The 19594-nt window shown below is 66.9% G+C and carries 17 protein-coding genes and 1 tRNA gene; 13 read left to right on the top strand and 5 right to left on the bottom strand.

What is annotated here, in order from left to right; genetic code table 11:
• The first annotated feature begins 98 nt into the window (after window positions 1-98).
• Window positions 99-2372: a transglycosylase domain-containing protein gene (locus tag AB0D27_RS35755; protein ID WP_362516921.1), complete on the top strand. Its 2274-nt coding sequence runs from the start codon at window positions 99-101 to the stop codon at window positions 2370-2372.
• Between the two features lie 97 nt (window positions 2373-2469).
• On the opposite strand, the gene AB0D27_RS35750 is transcribed toward AB0D27_RS35755, so the two are convergent.
• The gene (locus AB0D27_RS35750) at window positions 2470-2934 is read right to left on the bottom strand and encodes a GatB/YqeY domain-containing protein (RefSeq protein ID WP_362516918.1); all 465 of its coding nucleotides are present in this window, start codon (window positions 2932-2934) and stop codon (window positions 2470-2472) included.
• A gap of 133 nt (window positions 2935-3067) precedes the next feature.
• Here AB0D27_RS35750 and AB0D27_RS35745 point away from each other — a divergent pair, with 133 nt between their 5' ends.
• The 6 genes from AB0D27_RS35745 to AB0D27_RS35720 all read left to right on the top strand — a co-directional run bounded on the left by AB0D27_RS35745 (window position 3068) and on the right by AB0D27_RS35720 (window position 12505).
• On the top strand, window positions 3068-3994 hold the full coding sequence (locus AB0D27_RS35745; protein ID WP_362516916.1) for a metallophosphoesterase: 927 nt from the start codon (window positions 3068-3070) through the stop codon (window positions 3992-3994).
• A 303-nt stretch (window positions 3995-4297) separates the two neighbouring features.
• Complete coding sequence (locus AB0D27_RS35740; RefSeq protein ID WP_362516913.1) at window positions 4298-5050, top strand: Pr6Pr family membrane protein; 753 nt, start codon at window positions 4298-4300, stop codon at window positions 5048-5050.
• Window positions 5051-5126: 76 nt separating this feature from the next.
• Window positions 5127-5200, top strand: a tRNA-Pro gene (locus tag AB0D27_RS35735).
• 1200 nt (window positions 5201-6400) lie between these two features.
• Window positions 6401-10417, top strand: coding sequence for a WD40 repeat domain-containing protein (locus AB0D27_RS35730; RefSeq protein ID WP_362516911.1), 4017 nt, complete (start codon window positions 6401-6403; stop codon window positions 10415-10417).
• Window positions 10418-10949: 532 nt separating this feature from the next.
• Window positions 10950-11738, top strand: coding sequence for a GntR family transcriptional regulator (locus tag AB0D27_RS35725; RefSeq protein WP_362516910.1), 789 nt, complete (start codon window positions 10950-10952; stop codon window positions 11736-11738).
• 8 nt (window positions 11739-11746) lie between these two features.
• On the top strand, window positions 11747-12505 hold the full coding sequence (locus tag AB0D27_RS35720; RefSeq protein WP_362516908.1) for a glycosyltransferase: 759 nt from the start codon (window positions 11747-11749) through the stop codon (window positions 12503-12505).
• Between the two features lie 254 nt (window positions 12506-12759).
• Here AB0D27_RS35720 and AB0D27_RS35715 read toward each other — a convergent pair whose 3' ends face one another.
• The gene (locus AB0D27_RS35715) at window positions 12760-13683 is read right to left on the bottom strand and encodes an FkbM family methyltransferase (RefSeq protein WP_362516907.1); all 924 of its coding nucleotides are present in this window, start codon (window positions 13681-13683) and stop codon (window positions 12760-12762) included.
• Window positions 13684-13801: 118 nt separating this feature from the next.
• Here AB0D27_RS35715 and AB0D27_RS35710 point away from each other — a divergent pair, with 118 nt between their 5' ends.
• Window positions 13802-13930: a hypothetical protein gene (locus AB0D27_RS35710; protein ID WP_362516906.1), complete on the top strand. Its 129-nt coding sequence runs from the start codon at window positions 13802-13804 to the stop codon at window positions 13928-13930.
• Between the two features lie 226 nt (window positions 13931-14156).
• On the opposite strand, the gene AB0D27_RS35705 is transcribed toward AB0D27_RS35710, so the two are convergent.
• Together AB0D27_RS35705 and AB0D27_RS35700 are read right to left on the bottom strand one after the other, a co-directional pair.
• Window positions 14157-14345 carry a ferredoxin gene (locus tag AB0D27_RS35705; RefSeq protein ID WP_362516904.1) on the bottom strand — a complete coding sequence of 63 codons (189 nt, stop codon included), beginning with the start codon at window positions 14343-14345 and terminating at the stop codon, window positions 14157-14159.
• Between the two features lie 134 nt (window positions 14346-14479).
• Window positions 14480-15700, bottom strand: a complete 1221-nt coding sequence (locus tag AB0D27_RS35700) for an amidohydrolase family protein (protein WP_362516902.1) — start codon at window positions 15698-15700, stop codon at window positions 14480-14482.
• Window positions 15701-15872: 172 nt separating this feature from the next.
• Here AB0D27_RS35700 and AB0D27_RS35695 point away from each other — a divergent pair, with 172 nt between their 5' ends.
• The 4 genes from AB0D27_RS35695 (at window position 15873) to AB0D27_RS35680 (ending at window position 18528) form a co-directional block, all read left to right on the top strand.
• Complete coding sequence (locus tag AB0D27_RS35695; protein WP_362516900.1) at window positions 15873-16322, top strand: DoxX family protein; 450 nt, start codon at window positions 15873-15875, stop codon at window positions 16320-16322.
• A gap of 458 nt (window positions 16323-16780) precedes the next feature.
• Window positions 16781-16954, top strand: coding sequence for a hypothetical protein (locus tag AB0D27_RS35690; protein WP_362516899.1), 174 nt, complete (start codon window positions 16781-16783; stop codon window positions 16952-16954).
• Between the two features lie 226 nt (window positions 16955-17180).
• Window positions 17181-17744 carry a hypothetical protein gene (locus tag AB0D27_RS35685; RefSeq protein ID WP_362516897.1) on the top strand — a complete coding sequence of 188 codons (564 nt, stop codon included), beginning with the start codon at window positions 17181-17183 and terminating at the stop codon, window positions 17742-17744.
• A gap of 175 nt (window positions 17745-17919) precedes the next feature.
• On the top strand, window positions 17920-18528 hold the full coding sequence (locus AB0D27_RS35680) for a hypothetical protein (protein WP_362516895.1): 609 nt from the start codon (window positions 17920-17922) through the stop codon (window positions 18526-18528).
• Between the two features lie 131 nt (window positions 18529-18659).
• Here the strand turns inward: AB0D27_RS35680 and AB0D27_RS35675 are convergent, their stop codons facing one another.
• Window positions 18660-18980, bottom strand: coding sequence for a hypothetical protein (locus tag AB0D27_RS35675; RefSeq protein ID WP_362516893.1), 321 nt, complete (start codon window positions 18978-18980; stop codon window positions 18660-18662).
• Window positions 18981-19037: 57 nt separating this feature from the next.
• On the opposite strand from AB0D27_RS35675, the gene AB0D27_RS35670 reads away from it, so the two are divergent.
• The gene (locus tag AB0D27_RS35670) at window positions 19038-19382 is read left to right on the top strand and encodes a hypothetical protein (protein WP_362516959.1); all 345 of its coding nucleotides are present in this window, start codon (window positions 19038-19040) and stop codon (window positions 19380-19382) included.
• Window positions 19383-19594: the final 212 nt, after the last annotated feature.

Below are 19594 nucleotides of genomic sequence, written 5' to 3'. Positions count from 1 at the left end.
GGACGTATTGATACGTGGCCACACTGCTGTGACAGTTGAGAGCAGCTTAGGCCAAGGCATATACGCGTGTCCGGCGAATGAGAACGTAGGCTGCCCTCATGCCAAAGAAGCGCTCGGGCGGTGGCCTGTCCCCTACGCAGCAGGCCGCCAAGTTCCTCGGTGTCAGTGTGCTCGCGGGCGCCGTCATGGCCGGAATCGCGCTGCCCGCCGCGGGCGCGCTCGGCCTGGCGGCCAAGGGCTCCGTCCAGGGTTTCGACGACATTCCCGACAATCTGAAGAGTCCCGCGCTCAGCCAGCGGACCGCGATCCTGGACAATCAGGGCGGTCAGATCGCGACGGTCTACTCGCGCGACCGCACGGTGGTCGAGCTCAAGGACATCTCGCCGTACATGCAGAAGTCGATCGTCGCGATCGAGGACTCACGCTTCTACCAGCACGGCGCGGTCGACCTGAAAGGCATCCTGCGCGCCCTGAACCAGAACGCGCAGAACGGCGGAGTGGCCCAGGGCGCCTCCACCCTCACCCAGCAGCTGGTGAAGAACTACTTCGTTGAGGAGGCCGGCGACGACCCGACGAAGGTCGCCCAGGCCACTCAGCAGACCCTCGGCCGCAAGATCCGCGAGCTCAAGTACGCGATCCAGCTCGAGGAGAAGCTCGGCAAGAAGAAGATCCTCGAGAACTACCTGAACATCACCTTCTTCGGCGAGCAGGCGTACGGCATCGAGGCCGCCGCCCAGCGCTACTTCTCCAAGCCCGCCAAGAACCTGAACCTCCAGGAGTCGGCGCTGCTCGCGGGCATCGTCCAGTCGCCCAGCCGCTACGACCCGGTCAATGACGAGGCCGAGGCGACCAAGCGCCGCAACACCGTGTTGCAGCGCATGGCCGAGGTGCACGACATCTCCCAGCAGGAGGCCGAGGCGGCCAAGAAGAAGAAGCTCGGCCTGCACGTCAGTCAGCCCAAGAACGGCTGCATCACGGCCGTCAAGGGCGCCAGCTTCTTCTGCAAGTACGTGGAGCACGTCTTCCTGAACGATCCCGTCTTCGGCAAGACCAAGGAGGCCCGGGCGAAGATCTGGAACCAGGGCGGCCTGACGATCCGTACGACGCTCGACCCGCAGTCCCAGGACTCGGTGCAGGCTTCGCTCAAGGACCACGTCAACAAGTCGGACAAGGTCGCCGCCGCGGCCAGCCTGGTCGAGCCCGGCACCGGCAAGATCCTCGGAATGGGCCAGTCGAAGCCGTACGGCTACGGGAAGAACGAGACGGAGTACAACTACTCGGTCAACTACGACATGGGCGGCTCCAACTACGGCTTCCCGACGGGTTCGACCTTCAAGCCGTTCGTGGCCGCGGCCGCGCTGGAGCAGGGCGTGCCGGCGACAAAGGAGTACTCGTCGCCGAACAAGATGCCCTACCCCAGCCCCGTTCAGACGTGCGGCAGCAGGCCCTGGACCAACCAGGCCAACGAGCAAGTGCCGAACGAGAGCACCTCGGAGGTCGGTCCGTACCGGCTGAAGGAGGCGATGGCCAAGTCGGTCAACACCTACTTCGTGCAGATGATCAGCGACATCGGCCTCTGCCCGGTGGTGAAGCAGATCGACAAGCTCGGCGTGGTCCAGGGCAACGGCGACAAGATCCCCCAGGTGCCCGCCATCGCCCTCGGCTCCAAGGGCATCTCCCCGCTGACGATGGCCACCGCGTACGCGGCCTTCGCCTCCCGCGGCATGTACTGCACCCCGATCGCCATCGAGTCGATCACGCAGAAGATCGGCGGCCGGCAGAAGTCCCTCGAGGTGCCCAAGTCGACCTGCTCGCGTGCGATGTCGGAGAAGACCGCGGACACCATCAACACCCTGCTGAGCGGCGTGATCGACTCCGGTACGGGCCAGCAGGCCGGTCTCACCGACCGTGCCAACGCCGGTAAGACGGGTACGACGGACGAGCGCAGGAACGCCTGGTTCGTCGGCTACACACCGAACCTGTCCGGCGCGGTCTGGGTCGGCAGCGCCACCCAGAAGGTCAAGATGGTGGGCATCCGGATCGGTGGCGTCTACCACGACAAGGTCTACGGCGGTCAGGTACCCGGCCCCATCTGGCGGGATCTGATGAGCGGCGCCCTCGTGGGCAAGGACTCCCCGTCCTTCAACCTGGTCGACATTCCCGACGGCGACAAGGGCAAGGGCGACGGGAACAACGGCGACAACAACGGGAACGGCAACGGGAACGGGAACGGGAACGGCACCAACGGGACCACCATCAGCGGCCAGACCAACGGCGGTGGCGGGATCCCGACGCCCACCTTCTCCATTCCCGAGGGATGGATCCAGGGCAACAGCAACAGCGGTAACGGGAACGGCGGTCAGCGGGGCTGACGGTCCCGGGGCCTCACCAGGCGCGTACGATTGAGCGGGGTGACGCGATCGCGTCACCCCGCTCACGGTAGGCGTGGCAATGCTTGCCGGCGATGCCTCAGCCCGCGAGGAGCTGCTTGACGATGGCGGCGACGCGGCCGCCCTCGGCCTGGCCGGCCACCTTCGGGTTCACGATCTTCATGACCTGCCCCATGGCGCGTGGCCCCTCGGCCCCCGCCGCCTTCGCCTCCTCGACGGCCTGGGCGACGATCTGCTGAAGCTCCTCGTCGGACAGCTGCTTGGGCAGGTACGTGGCGAGAACCTCACCCTCCGCCTTCTCCCGCTCGGCCGACTCCGGGCGGCCGCCCTGCGCGAAGGCATCGGCGGCCTCGCGACGCTTCTTCGCCTCCCGCGTGATCACCTTCTGCACTTCGTCGTCGGAGAGTTCGCGCTTGGTCTTGCCCGCGACCTCCTCCTTGGTGATCGCGGCGAGGGTCAGCCGGAGCGTCGAGGAGCGGAGCTCGTCGCGCTCCTTGATCGCGGCGTTGAGGTCTGCCTGCAGCTTCGACTTGAGCGTGGTCATGCCGTCGATTGTCGCAGGTGTGGTGAGACCGTCGCCTGTTGATTTCGCGGCGCGCTTTCCTTGTTGCTCCGGTTCGTGACGGGTTGTCCACAGGTGGGGGCGCGCCTTCGCCGGGGTCTGACACGATGGACGTATGCGCGCGCGATACAGAGTACCCCTGGCAATTACGGCGGTGGGCGCCGCCGGTCTGTTCTACGCGGCGGGGATCGAGGCCCGTTCCTTCCGCCTCCGGCGAGTGACGGTCCCGGTCCTGCCACCGGGGATGCGCCCCCTGCGCGTCCTGCAGGTCTCCGACATCCACATGGTGAGCGGCCAGCGCAAGAAGCAGCGCTGGCTGCGCTCCCTGGCCGGGCTGCGCCCCGACTTCGTCATCAACACCGGGGACAATCTCTCCGACCCCGAGGGCGTGCCCGAGGTGCTGGACGCGCTCGGCCCCCTGATGGACTTCCCGGGCGCGTACGTCTTCGGTTCGAACGACTACTACGGCCCCAAACCCCGCAACCCCGCCCGGTACTTGCTCGAGAAGGCCCACGGCCGTCACGGTCTGAACGGCAACGCACCCGTGGTGGGCGCCATCCACAACCCGTGGGAGAACCTGCGGGACGGCTTCGACACGGCCGGCTGGCTGAACCTGACGAACACCCGGGGGACGCTGAAGGTCGAGGGCGCCGAGATCGAGCTGACCGGCCTGGACGACCCGCACATCAAGCGGGACCGCTACGCGCGAGTGGCCGGCGGCCCCTCGCAGTCGGCCGACTTCTCGATGGGCGTGGTGCACGCCCCGTACCTGCGCACACTGGACGCCTTCACGGCCGACGGCTACCCGCTGATCCTGGCCGGCCACACCCACGGCGGTCAGATCTGCCTCCCCTTCTACGGCGCCTTCGTCACCAACTGCGACCTGGACACGGACCGAGTGAAAGGCCTGTCCACGCACACGGCGGAGGGCCGGACGTCATACATGCACGTCTCGGCGGGCTGCGGCACGAACCGCTACACGCCGGTACGGTTCGCCTGCCCACCGGAGGCTTCGCTGCTGACGTTGGTGGAGCGGGGGTAGGGGGCGGGGCTGGGGCACTTGGGCACTGGGGCACTGGGGCACTGGGGCACTGGGGCACTGGGGCACTGGGCATGGAGTCACAGGCCCAACGCCTCCGATCGGTCCCGGCTGGTCGCGTTCGTTCCCGGTAGGTCCCGGTAGGTCGCGGTTGGTCCTGATCGGTCCCCGACGCTGCCGGGGGCTGGCGGGGGCTTATGGCCGCTGGTGGGCACTCCACATCGGGCCGGTCGGCGCTGCGGGCGACGTAACCCACCCAGACCGCCCCATATAGCCCGATTCGCCCGACCCACTTAGCGTGGGGCCATGATCGCTCCCATCCCCAGGGACATACCCGACCTCCCCGCGATCCCGGGTATCCCCCCGCCGACGCCCTCCGTCGTCCCCGCGACCGCGGTGGTGGCCCGCCTGCACCGCCCCGTGGCGGCAACCTTCCGCATCCTCGTGGCCCTCGCGGCGGCGACGGGCGTGACCATCGACGTGCTCGTGGGCAGCCCACCCCGAGTGCTCAGCTACTTCACGATCCAGACGAACGTACTCGTGGCCGTGGTCTTCGCCGCCTCGGCCCGGCGGGCATGGACGGCCCGGCGCCCGCTGCCCGGCGCGGTGACGGGCGGCACACTGCTCTACATCGTGGCCGGGGGCCTGGTCTACCACCTGATCCTGGCGAACCAGTCCAGCGGCTTCTCGATGACGGGTGAGATCGACACGCTCACGGGCTGGCAAGCGGTGGCCAACCAACTCCTCCACACGGTGACGCCGATCGCCGCGGTGATCGACTGGCTCCTGCTGACCCGCCCGGCCCCCCTGGCGCTCCGCCACGCGACCACCTGGCTCGCCTACCCCCTCGCCTACCTGGCCTTTTCCCTGGCTCGCGGCGTCATGCTGTCGCCCGGCACCCCGGCGCGCTACCTGTACCCCTTCGTGGACGTCGACCTGCACGGCTACGTCGGCGTCCTCGGCAACGCGGCCATCCTCGGCGTCACTTTCTACGCCCTGGCCCTCGTCACCATCATCCTCGACCACCTCCGCCCCGACCCGGTCCCCCGCTGCCGCTGACGCCCCGAAAACCGGATTTCGTCTCCGGCCACCGGTGGGCTAAAGTAAACGACGTCGCCGCGACAGCAGCGACAATCGGGGTGTAGCGCAGCTTGGCAGCGCGCTTCGTTCGGGACGAAGAGGTCGTGGGTTCAAATCCCGCCACCCCGACAGCTGAAACACCAGGTCAGGCCCGGTTTCCGGAAACGGAAACCGGGCCTGATGCGTTTTCCGGACCGACTCGGGAGTGAGCAGGAAGTGGATCATGGAAATCTCACTCCCCCAGAGTGGCAGGTAGTGGGGTAGCACCGGAGTGCGGCGAGCCTCCCAGGAACCCAGGTGAACGCCCCCGCACGCAGCTCAACACCCCACCAAAACAGTTGGAAAGCGTGTTGGCGGCGCCTGACTTGGACCAACAACCTCCCGACGTAGGCGACACGTGATCAGCTTGTGGTGTGGAAGCCGTCATCGCCAGCGTCGTAGCCGTCCTGGGCACCCTGCTCGGCTCAGGGATCACCCTTGCATTTCAGCGGAGCACAGCCGAGAGAAGCCACGAGTTCGCACGCCGCGAGAAGCTCCGACAGGAACGGCTCGATGCCCGAACCCGCCCTTGAGCCCGCAGCTTCCCAATCTGCGATCACTACTCGGTGCTCACGGCTGTGGGTGTGCTGGGCGAGCCAGCCCTTTGTTACCAACCTCGTCAGCAGCATTACCGGCTTCGCATTCGCCGTGCCCGTTGCTCTACTCATCCTGAGCCGCGTGGCCGAGGCTCAGGCTCGGGACTCTGAGCGGCGGGCCGCTGTGGCGTTCACGGACTGAGCCTCGCCGAAACGGCAACACACATCACGGCGATGGGCGCCAGCGACGAGCAATACGTACGCCGTGTACGGGAGCCACTGTCCGACGAACACCCGGCTTCGTGTGGTTTGCATGTCCCCCCACACGCCGCACCGTTCGGTACCGGTCCCTCCCCTCGTGGGGACCGGTACCGAACGGGTGCGGGCGGCGTCGATCCGCGCCGTATCGGCGTACCGGCGCGGATCGAGTAGAGGTCGGACCCGTGATCGACGCGACAGCGGTCCGGATGCCGCCGGCTCCACGGATCTTTCAAGTTCACGCGACGTCGTCGCCACCGTCTCGTAACGCCAGCAGGAGTTGACCGAAAACTTGCAGCGTCATGAGTTGTCTCTCCGAGCGCTGGGCTGGTGGCCTGGCCGAACGCAGCGTGGTTGATTCGCTACTGCGTCGTGATCCTGCCAGCTGTGCCTCCCGCCGAGGAGGTTCCGGTGCCGGGGCAACGGCTTAACCCCAGGTCAGCCATATAAGGTGAGTTTTCCGGTCCGGACGTCCAGGCGCGGGGGGAAGTAAGGGGTGGAGACCTTGAGTTCCGACTCAGGGGCACGCACAGCCTTCGCGGAACGTCTCGCGCTGCTGTACAAGGAGGCGGGCAACCCTCCCCTCAAGAGTGTGGCCGAGGCGATCGTCCGACGTCAGCGGGTCGACGAGCGAGGGCGCCCCGTGCGGGTGTCCGCTCAGCGGATCAGCGACTGGCGACGGGCCAAGAACGTGCCTGCCCAGTTCGCCGCCCTCGCAGCGGTATTGCAGATCCTGATCCCCGAAGCACGGCGCTTGCGCCCCGCGCCGGTGTCGACGGGTCTGTACGACTTGACCCAGTGGCAGCGGCTGTGGGAGCGCGCGGTGGCCGACCCGGTCGGCGACCGCCCCGCGACATCCGCGGAGGAGGAAGAGGAGGAACGACCCCCGGTCGAAGCCCTGGCCATCCCCGGCGGTGTGTGCCCATACCGGGGACTGGCTTCGTACCGTCAGCAGGACTCCCGGTGGTTCTTCGGCCGAGAGCGGAGCACGGATGCCCTCATCGCTCAGCTCCGCGCAGTGGAGAAGACGGGCGGCATGGTCATGCTCGTGGGCGCCTCAGGGGCGGGCAAATCCTCCCTGCTGAACGCCGGCTTGGTGACCGCATTGCAGAACGGCGCACTGGGGGACGAGAACAGAAACGCAAGTGGGATTCTGCAGCTCGTGCCCGGAAGCGATCCTCTCGCCGAGCTGACCCGTCGGATCCCCGAGCTCGCGCACGTCGTCTCTGGCGCGGAGGAACGGACGGCGCAGGAGCCCCGTACTCCGCGATTCGCTGACGCGGTGAGGGAAGCCGTCACGGCATGGGCGCAACGCGAGTCATCCTCCGCCGCCCGTCCGGTCGTCATCGTGGATCAGTTCGAGGAGGCGTTCGCCCTCTGCCCCGACGAGGCGAACAGGCGCCTCTTCATCCAGCTCCTGCACGCTGCGTGCTCGCCCGCCGACCCCGGCGACCCAGCCCCCGTACTAGTCGTCCTCGGCCTACGCGCCGACTTCTACGAGCAATGCCTCGGGTATCCCGAACTAGCCGACGCGCTGCAACACCGGCACATGGTGCTCGGGCCGCTGACCAACACAGAGCTGCGCGAAGCGGTGACCGGGCCGGCCAAGGCCGTGGGTCTGGAACTCGAACCGGGGCTGGCGGAGCTGATCGTCCGGGAAGTGAGCGCTGACGGCCCCCGCGGGGCGCACGACGCGGGCGCGCTGCCGCTCCTCTCCCACGCCCTGCTCGCCACCTGGCAGCGACGGAAGGCGGGAAAGCTCACGCTGGCCGGATACCGCGCGGCGGGCGGAATCCAGGGAGCAGTGGCGGCGACCGCCGAGCGGGCCTGGTCCGGCCTCGACCCGGCGGCACGCACGGCCGCGAGGCTGCTCCTCCTCAGGCTGGTCCGGCTGGGCGAGGACACGCAGGCCACCCGTAGGCGGGGGACGCGGCGTCAGCTGGCGGCGGAGTCGACAGATCCCAACAAGACAGAGGAATCTCTCGAAGCACTGGTTCGCGCCCGGTTGGTGACACTCGACGCCGAGACCGTCGAGATCACTCATGAAGCGCTGCTCCATGCCTGGCCACGTCTGCGCGACTGGATCGACGAGGACAGGAACGACAACCTGCTGCGCCAGCGGCTGGAGGAGGACGGCAGGGCCTGGGAGGGGTCGAACCGCGACTCGTCGCTGCTCTATCGGGGTTCTCGCCTGGAACAGGCCCACAACTGGGCAAAATCTGCCGGTGACACCTTCCTGAACCGCAGCGCGGTGGAGTTCCTGGCTGCTTCGGTCAGGCTGCGCAAGCGCACCGTCTGGATCAGCCGTAGTGCGGTGTCGGCTCTGGTCGTCCTGGCGATACTGGCCGCCGGTGCGGCGGTGGTCGCGTGGCAGCAGCGGGACGACGCGGTGTTCGAGCAGGTGGTCGCCGAAGCCGATCGCGTCCAGTACACGGACCCGTCCTTGTCCGCTCAACTCGACCTGGTGGCACACCGCTTGCGGCCGGACGATGGGGGCTCCAACAACCGGTTGATCTCGATCGTGAACTCGCCGCTGGCCACGCCGCTTCTCGGCCACACCGGCGCCGTATACCTCACCTCGTTCAGCCCGAACGGGCGGATCCTGGCCACCGCCAGCTACGACCGAACCGTTCGCCTGTGGGACGTGACGGATCGGACTCACCCCAAACCCCTGGGCAAACCGCTCACCGGCCACACGAGTTGGGTGAGCACCGCGGTCTTCAGCCCGGACGGCCATACCCTCGCCAGCGCTTCGGACGACGGCACGATCCGGCTGTGGAACGTACAGGATCCCAGCCACCCGCGCCCGCTCGGTGCGCCCTTGACCGGCCACGACGGCACGATCTACCTGCTCACCTTCAGCCCGGACGGACACACTCTGGCCGCCGCCACTGAAGATCACGTCGTTCGTCTGTGGAACGTAGGCGACCCGCGCAAGCCGAGGGCGCTCGGTGCCTTGACCGGCGGCGCCGCCGCCGTACGCTCCGCGGCGTTCAGCCCCGACGGACGGACGCTGGCAGCCGGTGGCGACGACAAGACGATCAGGCTGTGGAACGTGGCCGATCCGCGTCGTCCGAAGCCGATCGACGCGGTGCTGACCGGCCACACGGACCTGGTGCACTCCGTGGCCTTCAGCCCCGACGGCCGCACCCTCGCCAGCGGCAGCGCGGACGACAGCGTCCGGCTCTGGAACGTGACCGACCCACGTCACGCGGCACCGCTCGGCTCGCCTCTCACCGGCCACACCGGTCCCATATGGTCCGTGGCCTTCAGCTCTGACGGAACCATGCTCGCCGCCGCCAGCCAGGACAGTACGGCGAGCCTGTGGAACGTCAGTGATCCGGCATATCCGTCGCAGGTCGGCGAGCCGCTGGCAGGGAGCAGTGGCGAGATGTACGCCTTGGGCTTCAGCCCCGACGGCCGGACCCTCGCCACTGGGAGTGGCGACAACACGGTCCGCCTGTGGTCGATACCGACGTCGAACATGATCGGCCGCATCGGAGCGTTCCGCCAGGACGGGCGGGTGCTTGCCACGGCCGCGCGCGACGGAAGGATTCGATTGTGGAACGTGCAGACTCCCAACCGGCCCGTGTCGCTGGGCACACCGTTCACGCCTGGGAAGGGTGAGGTGCGTGCGCCGGCCTTCTCCCCCGACGGCCACACACTCGCGGTGCTGACCGGAAGTCGCGCGGTGCGGCTCTGGAACGTCACCAACCCGACTCGGCCTGTCTCCTACGGGCCGCCCGTCGCGCTGCGGACACGGTTCGCGGCCGCACTGGCCTTCAGCCCGGACGGGCGGACCCTGGCAACCGCCTATGACGACCGCACCATTCAGTTGTGGAACGTCAGCGACCCATCCCGTCCGCGTCCGCTCGGGACGCCGCTCACCGGCCACAAGGGCTACGTCAACTCCCTTGTCTTCAGCCCTGACGGCCGTACGCTCGCCAGCGGCAGCGCGGACGACACCATCCGGCTCTGGAACGTGGCCGACCCCCGCCATGCCGCCCGGCTCGGCGCGCCTCTCAAGGGGCACCTCGGCCCCATCAACGCGCTCGCCTACAGTCCGGACGGCCGTACGCTGGCCAGCGGCGGCGACGACAACACGGTCCGGCTCTGGAACATCACCGACCCCCTCAAGGCAGCCCGAGTGGGCTCCCCCCTCACAGGCCACACCGAAGCAGTCGTATCGCTGACGTTCAGCCACGACGGCCGCACCCTGGCGAGCGGCGGCAACGACAACACGGTCCGGCTCTGGAACGTCGCCCGCCCGTCCAAGGCCGCTCCCATCGGTCAGTCGATGAGCCCGAACGCCAAAACGGGCAATTTCCTGGCGTTCAGCCCCCACAGCGACATGCTCGGAGTATCGAGCGGCACCGATACCGTCCGACTGTGGAACCTCGACGTCGACGAGGCCATTCGTCGCATTTGCTCAACCACTCGGGGCGTTCTGACGCCGGAAAAGTGGCAGGAGTATCTGCCCCGCCTCTCGTACGACCCTCCGTGCGGTCAGTGACGGAGGCGAGGCTCAACCAACGGCATGTGTCCGCGCGTCGTTGCGTGATCCCGATCACAACTCCTTGTCGCAGCTCAGCAGTGGGGTCCCGCCGCACAAGCAGCCTTGTTACTGTTGGCCACAGCCCGATCGCTGGTGCATCCCCCGTCGCCAGCGGTCGGGTTCTTCCATGTCCTGCGGAGGACATCAACAACGTGGTCAGGACGTGCGGGGGACGTCAACCAATGCTCCAACAGCTCCCACGCATGTGGGGTTTGGGTCCGCGAGGAGCGGAACCTGGCGGCATTGGCTCCGAGACGGACGCAAGCAGACCTCGCCCTGCCGGGGTGGCCCCGCCCTCGGGCAGGAATCCCCGGCCACGGCTCCGCTCGGATCAGTACCGGACGGGCCTCTTGCTGCCTGGACCGTGACGCACCTCTCTCAACTCGTCAAGACCTCTTTAGGAGTCGTAGGCTGAGGTATGAGTGGTTGGCTTGCCGACTCGTTGGCTCGCTGACACGCCAGGCCCTCCGTGACGGATCGGTGAGCATCAATGCCAAAGGCGTACGAAGTGATCGCGGACGACCTCCGCCGATCCATCCGCGAGGGCAAGCGCAAGCCCGGCGACAAGCTGCCGTCGGAAACCGATCTGGCGAGCTACTACAAGCGGAGCGTTCCGACCGTTCAAAACGCACTCCGGGTCCTGAACGAGGAAGGGCTGATCGACAAGCAGCACGGCCGCGGCAACTTCGTCCGTCGCCCACGCACGGTGGCGCGGCGCTCGAACCTCCGGCATCAGTGGGAGAAGAACCGGGCTCGCGAGCCGGTGGAGGAGCGGGCCCAGACCGGAGCCACCGAACATGACACCGGCCTTGAGCTGGATGACCTCGTCTTCTACGCGTCGTACCGCGAGATCAAGGCGGGCAAGGACATCGCAGAGGCCATGGGCGTCCCTGAAGGTACAGCACTGGTCGAGCGCAGCTACAGGACGCGATATGCCGCGGAGACCGCGCCCTTCAACCTGGTGACCTCCTACCTCGTCCGCGACATGGTCGCGGAGAATCCCGACCTTCTGGACGAGACCAAGGAGCCGTGGCCGGGGGGCTCACAGAACCAGCTCTACACCGTCGGCATTGAAGTGGACCGCATCGAAGAACGCGTTGCTGCCCGGCCGCCGACGCCACAAGAGGCGGAGGAATTGGAGCTGCCACGCGGGATGTCGGTGCTCGTCCTCCGGAAGACATCACACGACGTCAATGACCGCGTTGTGGATCTTTCCGTCATCATCTTGCCCGGTGACCGCACCGAGCTGCTCTTCACCACTTCCCTGGAAAGGTGGTGAGTGCTGCCGTGAGTCGGCGCATCATCATCGTCACCGCTGTCCACGGCCCCTCGGCCAAGTTCCTGCCGGAGGCCTTCAAGTCACTGTGCGAACAGGAGCTCCCAGACGGCTGGGAATGGCACTGGGTGATCCAAGAGGACGGGAAGACGGATGACGTCGCCCCACACGTCCCCGCCGACGAGCGCGTGACCTTCCGGCAGGGTCGGCCGGGGGGGCCGGGTGTCGCCCGGACCATCGCTCTCGCCCATGCCGACGGCGAGTACATCAAGGTGCTGGACGCCGACGACCAACTTGCCCCGGGCACGCTCGCGCGCGACCTGGCCGCCCTCGAAGGTGACCGCACCATCGGCTGGGCAACCTCACGGGTCCTGGACTTCCTGCCCGACGGCTCTACGGTCGGCTTCCCGGGCGACCCCGACAACGGCCCGATCGAGCGCGAGGCTGTGCTCGACTACTGGCAGGCGAATGGTTTCCGCGCCCAGGTCCACCCGGCGACGCTCTTCATGCGGCGTGACCTCCTGCTCGCTCTTGGCGGCTGGATGGCGTTGCCGGCGTCCGAGGACACCGGTCTGCTGCTCGCGCTGAACGCCGTCAGCCGAGGCTGGTTCTCAGAGGAGGTCGGGCTTCTCTACCGGAAGTGGGAAGGGCAGGCGACCGGGCAGGCCTCACACGTCGATCCTGCTGAACGCGAGGTCCGTATGGCCGTCGTGGAGGCCAGGGCGCGGGCGTTGGCACACTTCCGCTGGCACTACCCGAGCTCTAGCTGAGCGAGTCAACCACGTACGTCCAGGCCGGAAGGGTTCCATGTCTGGTCTCGACTGACAGCGGCTTCAATGCTCTGAGACGTCAGCCGCATCGGCCTGGAGCACGAGCACGGGTTGGGTGGCGGTCAAACCACGGTCTGCGCCTCCGTAGCCTCCGCCAGCGGAGCCGCCACCCCCATGCCATCGCTACGGCGTCCACCACAGCGGCTGCCTTGAGTCGGCTTCCCCCGCGGTTGTGAGCGCGAGGGGCTCTCACGTCAGGGAAGTGTGTCTGCATCTGTCCGAGAGAAGATCAAGTCGCTTTCGAGGGTGACCGGCCCCCGCAACCGGACCGGCGCAAGGGGCTCACCGCTGAACGCGGACGGGTAGCTCTCGGGGGCGTAGTCGTTGGCCAGCCGGTAGGCGTGAAAGCCCGCGTCGGCCATCGTCTTCATCAATTCCTCCGCCGAATCGCCGAGTTGAGCCATGCGCTCAGGGGTCACCTCGACGGTGATCTCCGCATCGGACCGAAGCTCGTCCAGTACGGGCGCGAGACCCCGGACGACACTCCCCTCGGCGCCTTCCACGTCGATCTTGATCACGCGGGCGTTCGCGATCTCCGAGGGATTCAGCAGTTCGGGTAGCGGGCAGGCCTCGATCTCGAACGTGGACTCGGCTGGACCCTCGTACGGAACGATGCTGTTCGCGCCCATGTTGCGCGAGCTGGCGAGCACGAATCTCAGCGTCTTGTGACTGTCCGAGACGGCGGCGTTGATCGCACGGATGTTGCGGCTCTCATTGAGTCGGGCCTCCTGCAGCAGCCGCTGGTGGAAGACCGGCGAGGCCTCGATCGCCACCACGTGGCCCTCATCGCCGACGAGCTGCGAGGCGAGGACGCTGAAGACACCGATGTTGGCGCCGACGTCGATGAAACCATCCCCAGGCTTCAGTCGACTCTGGAGCCAGTTCGTCATGTTCGGCTCCCACACGCCGAACAGGTACAGATACCGCTGGATCAGGTCCTGCGTGTCGACGGCGAACCGGGCACCAGATCGCGTCTCAACGACACGTCGACGAGGGTGCTCGCGAAGGTGCGGATTCAGGTAGTGCTTGGCCAGCGGCGCCTTACCGAGCGAGCCCGGGGCATCACGCACGTACCGGCGGCCGAGGGTGACCAGGGCCTCTGAAATGGGGTTGCTCATCCGATCGCCTCTCCGTCGCCTCCAGCGAAACCGTAGCGTGCGACCGCTTCCGGTTCCCACCGATGCCAGGAGCTTGGAGCGGGAGCTCAGTATCCGTAGTCGTGGCAGAGCCGACGATGTGATCAAGCTGGAACGTTCCGCCGAAGAGGAGCGCGAGAAGCTCGCGGGCCTGGACGGTGCGGAGCGCTCGGCACAGTGGCGGGCGCTGGTGGAAGGCATCGGCAGCTGCTCAGGCAGCCATCACTGAGCACACGAGGGCAACCGAGGAGAACCGGTGTGAGGTCGAGCAGGCCGAGCAGGCCGTGAAGAAGGCCATGCGACGCTCCGAGCCGGAGACCACCGCGGCCTAGCCGTTCGGCCCGGGGCTCGCCTCATCAAAATTATCGCGTCGGCTGCCGGGCCCTGACCTCTCGGGGTTTAGTCTCCCGCCTCTCACCGAGGCAACAGGCTCCTGGCGTGCCTGTCGGGTCGCGCTACTCGGTGAAACGAATCGCCTGGGACGGGCACCAATCAGCCGCTTCTTGTACCTCGGGCTCATCTCCGGCGTCCTCACGGCCGGGCAGGACGGTGCCGTATCCGTCCACCAAAGCGAAGACGGCCGGAACCCTGATCGCGCAGTCGCCGGAGCCGTAGCAGACGTTGGGGTCCACGGAAACCTTCATGTGTGCTCCAGCCACGAAGAGGACACCGGCCGCTGAAGCGGGTCGGTGAGCGGATCAGGCCTGATGGCCTTCATGACCTGAGTGCCCGCCGGCCAGCGCCCTCAATCGACTGTCTCCGTCAACTGCCCCTGCCTTTACTTCCCTTGATCGAAGGCCAGCTCCAACATCCGAATGGCGTTCCCTCGAAGCAGCTTGTACGCCACATCGTCGGGGAGGCCTGCCACATGCTCCGCCGCCACCTTCCTCGTGTGCGGGAAGGTGGAGTCAACGTGCGGGTAGTCGGTCTCGAAGGTCGCGTTGTTCACGCCCACAGTCTCGATGGCCTGGATACCGTGCTTGTCGCGGAAGAAGCAGCAGAAGATCTGCCGGTAGTAGTAGGTCGACGGCGGCTCCGGGATCAGATCCCTTACTCCGCCCCACGCCCGATGCTCCTCCCACACATCGTCGGCGCGCTCCAGCGCGTACGGAATCCAACCCATCTGCCCCTCGCTGTAGGCCAACTTGAGGCGCGGGAACTTCACCAGGACCCCGGAGAACAGGAAGTCCATCATCGAGGCCATGGCGTTGTTGAAGCTCAGTGACGCCTGGACAGCGGGCGGGGCGTCCGGCGACGCCGCCGGCATCTGCGACGAAGAGCCGATGTGCATGTTGACTACTGTCCCGGTCTCCTCGCACACCGCGAAGAACGGATCCCAGTACCCGGAGTGGATCGACGGAAGCCCCAGGTACGTCGGGATCTCGCTGAAGGTCACCGCGCGTACGCCACGGGCTGCGTTACGCCTGATCTCCGCAACGGCGAGGTCAATGTCCCAGAGAGGGATCAGGCACAGTGGGATCAGCCGCCCTCTGCTGTCGCCGCACCACTCCTCGACCATCCAGTCGTTGTAGGCGCGGACGCACGCGAGCGCGACCTCCTTGTCCTTGGCCTCCGCGAAGGTCTGCCCGCAGAACCGCGGGAACGTCGGGAAGCAGAGCGAGGCCTCCACGTGGTTGAGGTCCATGTCCTCCAGCCGAGCCTTCGGGTCCCAGCAGCCACGCCGCATCTGCTCGCGCGTGATGCCGTCAAGGGTCATCTCGTCCCGGGAGAACCCGACGGCCGCGATGATGCGCTTGTACGGGAAGATCTCGCCTTCATACCTCCACCAGTCGGTGACCTGGCCGTTCGGGTCCGTGGTGAACCGGTACTTTCCCCCGACGTACTGGAGGTCGCCGATACCGGCAGTGAAGGGCTTCGGCCCCTTGTCGCGGTACTTAGTCGGGAGCCACGTCTCGAAGAGGTGCGCAGGCTCGATCACGTGATCGTCCACGCTGATGACCTTGGGAAGATCCCTGGTGCCGCTCTCGGTGCTGACCACGACTTACCCCCTGCTGCCTGCCGATTCTCCGTGTTATCTGACGGTCCATCAGTTTCAGGCTAAAGGGCCACCCCCCTAACAGCAAGAGCGACAACGCCCCACCCCCTTGCACTCCGCAACGCGGTCCGCTGAACTGACGGTCCATCAGATTTGCGACGGAGGGGCTCAGGGGATGCAGACGGTTTGGCTCAGCGGTGCCGAGTGGTTCGCAGTCCTCCGCATCGGCCTTGGCCTGTGGTGGCTGGAGAGCTGGCGCCACAAGGACAAGAAGGACTGGTTCACAGGGGGCGGCATCACGTGGGCGGGAGGCATCGCGGCCAAGCACCGATGGCCCTTCGTACGGCTTGGCTTCGACCGAGTGGTCAGACCACGACCTCGCCTGATGGCATACGTGGTCGCCTACGCGGAACTAGCCCTCGGCCTCGGTCTCATCACCGGCTTCCTCACGCCGATCGCCCTTGTCGGCGGGCTGGCGCTCAACCTGATCTATCTCGTGCTGATGATTCACGACTGGGCCGAGCAGGGTCAGAACCTCATGATGGCCTTGATCTCATTGGCCACCCTTTTCGCAATGGGCTGGCAGTCGTGGTCACTTGACGCGATGTTGGGGCTCTTCGTGTAGCGCCGCCCAGTAGTCCCAAGCGGGGTTGGGCGCACACTCAGGGCAGATCGCAGATCGCTAACGCAGACCGCAGACCGCAGACCGCAGACCGATTCACCCGCCAGGTCCAACGCCGATCGGGACAGTGGCCCATGCCGTGACGAAGAGCGCTGAAACAGCGGGCGGGTCACAACGATCACAGCGTCACGGTGATCACCGTGATCTCGAGGAACCTGTTGCGCCCAGCCGTGACACGCCAGGCTTCAGCCCCGTAAACCGCTGCCCCTTGAGAAGGGCCCCGGCGCTGCTTCATGCAGGGATATGTGGCTGCGTTGCCTCGTTCGGCCGACAGCGGTGGCTGATGGTCCTCAGTCGCGGTGTCATGACAGCGCGACCCGCGCTTGAAAGCGGATACGCGGTGGGCTGCGCCCTTCAGCAGGCGCGCCCGTGCAAGTCAACTTCGGAAGGTGGAGACAGCAATGCACTACGCCCAGGGAGATCGCGTGGAGTACAAGGGCCAGGACAACCAGAAGCACACGGGACAGATCCAGCGTGTCCGAGGCCAGGAGCCCAATCTGAAGTACACCGTCCGCGACGAGCAAACCCAGACGGAAGAGCAGATCCAGGAGACGCAGATCGACCGGACGCTGTAACAGCATCCTGATGAGTCGCCCACCCCCGAGGTGGGCGACTCATCGATGTGGGGAGTCGTCGTCGCCCGGCCGCGGGACGTCTTCCCCAGGACCCTTCACACCTTGGCAAAGGGATAGGGGCCCCCGAGACGTCATCCCGCCCCCTGTTTCAGCATCTCCTGCACCCCGACTGCCGACGCTCGTAAGATCATCCAGTCATCTTTAGGAGTCATGGCTGGGGGACGAGTTGAGCACCGGCGAGCAGTTCGTGACCATCGCCGCAGTACTGCTTGGCGCGCTGATGACGCATGTCACCAACTACCTGATGGAGAGGAGCCGGAACCGGTATCAGCTCCTGACTCGCTGGGACGACAAGAAGATCGACGCGTACGGGGACTACGTGGACGCCGTGAAGGCGAGGATCGCCATGGCCGTCCGGCTGTACGAGTCGAGGGAAGGCTTGGCCGACAGCGAGAGGTCTGAGCACGAGTTGCGTGAGGATCTCGCGGAAGCCAGTCGCTTATGGGGTGGCGCCTTCGAACGCGTCATGCTGCTCGGCGGCGATGACGCCATCGAGGAGGGGCACGAACTGAACACGGTGGTCTCAGAGATCGTCTGGCAGGCCACGGGCAAGATCAGCGGAAGCCTGGATGACTGGCGCCGGCGCAACCGGACCGCGTTCCGCGCCATCAACGCCTTCCACGAGGCTGCTCGCCAAGACCTCGGCATCCAGGGAAGCGTTACGGGCGCGCGACACCCCGAGAGAGATCTCTTGCTCCCGCCTTCTCGCCAGACGTCCGACGACGGCTGAACGCCCCCACGCCGGCGAAGGCCACCACCGGTTCCGCCGCACATTCTCTGGCCTCTTCACGCCCAACGTGCCACTCTGCCAGGCGCTCGTTCTTAGCCCCTGCCGTCCGCCAAGTCCGGGGGATAACGAGGGGACCGATCAGGAAGCGAGCCTCCTGACCGAAGAGGAGACTGAGATGAGTGACCCCGACGGCGATGAGCGACTGGATTCCGCACAAGCCGGAGTGCCTAAGCCCCAGGAGGCGGCAGCGGACACCTCCGAGCAGACGTTCAGGGCGAGTCACGCTGCACGCACCCGAAGTGCCGCGTCCCGCGCCGCGGCAATCAGTCATTACATCGAGCAACACAGCTCTGCCGAGAAGCACGAAGGCGGAGCGACAGAAAAGGAGATCTCGTGGAAGGCCGCCCACGCCGCCCGCGTGGCCGCTCAAGCCGTCGCCGTTCTCTCTGAGAGCTCCCCCGCCCCTGCAGCTGACTCGCGGTGTGCCAGGAACGCTTCGGCCTCCGCAGCCCAAGCAGCCCAGATGGGCCAGCTCTATGACGGCTCCAGCGAGCTGTCGGTTGCCGCGTATCGCGCCGCGCTCAAGGCGTCCCAGGCCGCCGCAGAAGCTGCGGCGGCGGGAGGCTCGGGAGAGAACGAGACCTTGAACGCCAGGGCAGACGCAGCCGAGGTGGAGGCAGTCGCAGCCGCCGAGAGGGCGGGATGGATGCTGCCGGGCCAAGACGTTCCTCAGGCGTCGACGGGTATGCGGAGCCCTGATCTCATGTCGATGATGCATCTTTGACGGTGTCGACCCATCGACCCCCTTCCCAGACGAACAATTCCTTCCCCAGCGGGTCGAGTTGCCGGGAGCGAAGGGAGCGCGCGCCCGTACAGGCACGTTCCCGAAGCCGAAGGGGCGGCCGCCGACCGGTGCTAGGGCCGCAGCTCCTCCCCGTACCGCTGTGACAGAACGTTGAGCGACTGACCGCGTGCGGATGCGTCTTCGCGATCACCGAAAACCGTCGCCCCGCACTCGCTCATCACCCCGTGATCCGGGCGCGGCCCGATGCGCTCCAGGCGGCCAACGACGGGGTCTGAGGCAACCTGAGGCAAGCCGGCGAGAAAGCCGAGCGCGCAGGTGATCGTCGCCCTGATCATTGCCTGATCGCCATCGCGGCGGCGGTCATACTGGTAGGAGTTCGCCGTTTCGGAGCCGGTGGTGAGGGCAGGAAAGCTGAAGCGCCGTTCGGGCACCGTACGATCCTGCCGTCGCCCATCATGACGAGCCCGACAGGAAAGTGGCATACGACGATGTACGACCAGACACGCGCCCAGCAGCCCCCGGACAAGCGGTCTGGAGCCGCAGAGCGCCGCCCCCCGGCTCAGGAGTCGCTGCTCCCGCCGGACGAGCGGGCCAAGCTCACCCTGCGCCTCCAACACGCACTCAACCACTTCGCCGACAGCCCGCGTCAGGCGTTGGAGGACGCCGAGGGCGCCTTCGACGAAATCATCGCCCACCTCGTCGACGCCCTCGCCGAGCGTCGGCGCGTCCTCCACGCGAGCTGGCAGGATCGGGACCCCGAGGCTCAGGAGGCCGAATTCCGGCTCGCGCTCAGGCAGTACCGGGACCTCACGGAGCGGCTGCTGCGCATGTGAGTACTCACGTTCCCGCGTCACGAGCGTCCGCCTCGGGTCGGAGCGTGCGTCACCCCTCGCCCTGGCTCTGGAACGACGCGACCACGACGGCGAACAGTACGGACATCGCTCTCGTAGGCCGGCCCAGCAGGAACAGCGCGGATACGCCTCAACCGGGGGTTGTCGACGGCGGACAGATCAGCGGCGCGCGGCGGAATCGACACCGATCCGCC

It is taken from the genome of Streptomyces sp. NPDC048415, assembly GCF_040651675.1.
GTDB lineage: Bacteria > Actinomycetota > Actinomycetes > Streptomycetales > Streptomycetaceae > Streptomyces.
Note: the sequence above shows the minus strand (reverse complement) of the source record. Positions and strands in the feature narration are given on the sequence as shown.

Coding starts and splice junctions, on each gene's coding strand:
- AB0D27_RS35750 (WP_362516918.1), bottom strand. CDS start 2,934: ATGACCACGCTCAAGTCGAAGCTGCAGGCAGACCTCAACGCCGCGATC.
- AB0D27_RS35670 (WP_362516959.1), top strand. CDS start 19,038: ATGTACGACCAGACACGCGCCCAGCAGCCCCCGGACAAGCGGTCTGGA.
- AB0D27_RS35680 (WP_362516895.1), top strand. CDS start 17,920: ATGAGTGACCCCGACGGCGATGAGCGACTGGATTCCGCACAAGCCGGA.
- AB0D27_RS35715 (WP_362516907.1), bottom strand. CDS start 13,683: ATGAGCAACCCCATTTCAGAGGCCCTGGTCACCCTCGGCCGCCGGTAC.
- AB0D27_RS35755 (WP_362516921.1), top strand. CDS start 99: ATGCCAAAGAAGCGCTCGGGCGGTGGCCTGTCCCCTACGCAGCAGGCC.
- AB0D27_RS35745 (WP_362516916.1), top strand. CDS start 3,068: ATGCGCGCGCGATACAGAGTACCCCTGGCAATTACGGCGGTGGGCGCC.
- AB0D27_RS35740 (WP_362516913.1), top strand. CDS start 4,298: ATGATCGCTCCCATCCCCAGGGACATACCCGACCTCCCCGCGATCCCG.
- AB0D27_RS35690 (WP_362516899.1), top strand. CDS start 16,781: ATGCACTACGCCCAGGGAGATCGCGTGGAGTACAAGGGCCAGGACAAC.
- AB0D27_RS35695 (WP_362516900.1), top strand. CDS start 15,873: ATGCAGACGGTTTGGCTCAGCGGTGCCGAGTGGTTCGCAGTCCTCCGC.
- AB0D27_RS35705 (WP_362516904.1), bottom strand. CDS start 14,345: ATGAAGGTTTCCGTGGACCCCAACGTCTGCTACGGCTCCGGCGACTGC.
- AB0D27_RS35725 (WP_362516910.1), top strand. CDS start 10,950: ATGCCAAAGGCGTACGAAGTGATCGCGGACGACCTCCGCCGATCCATC.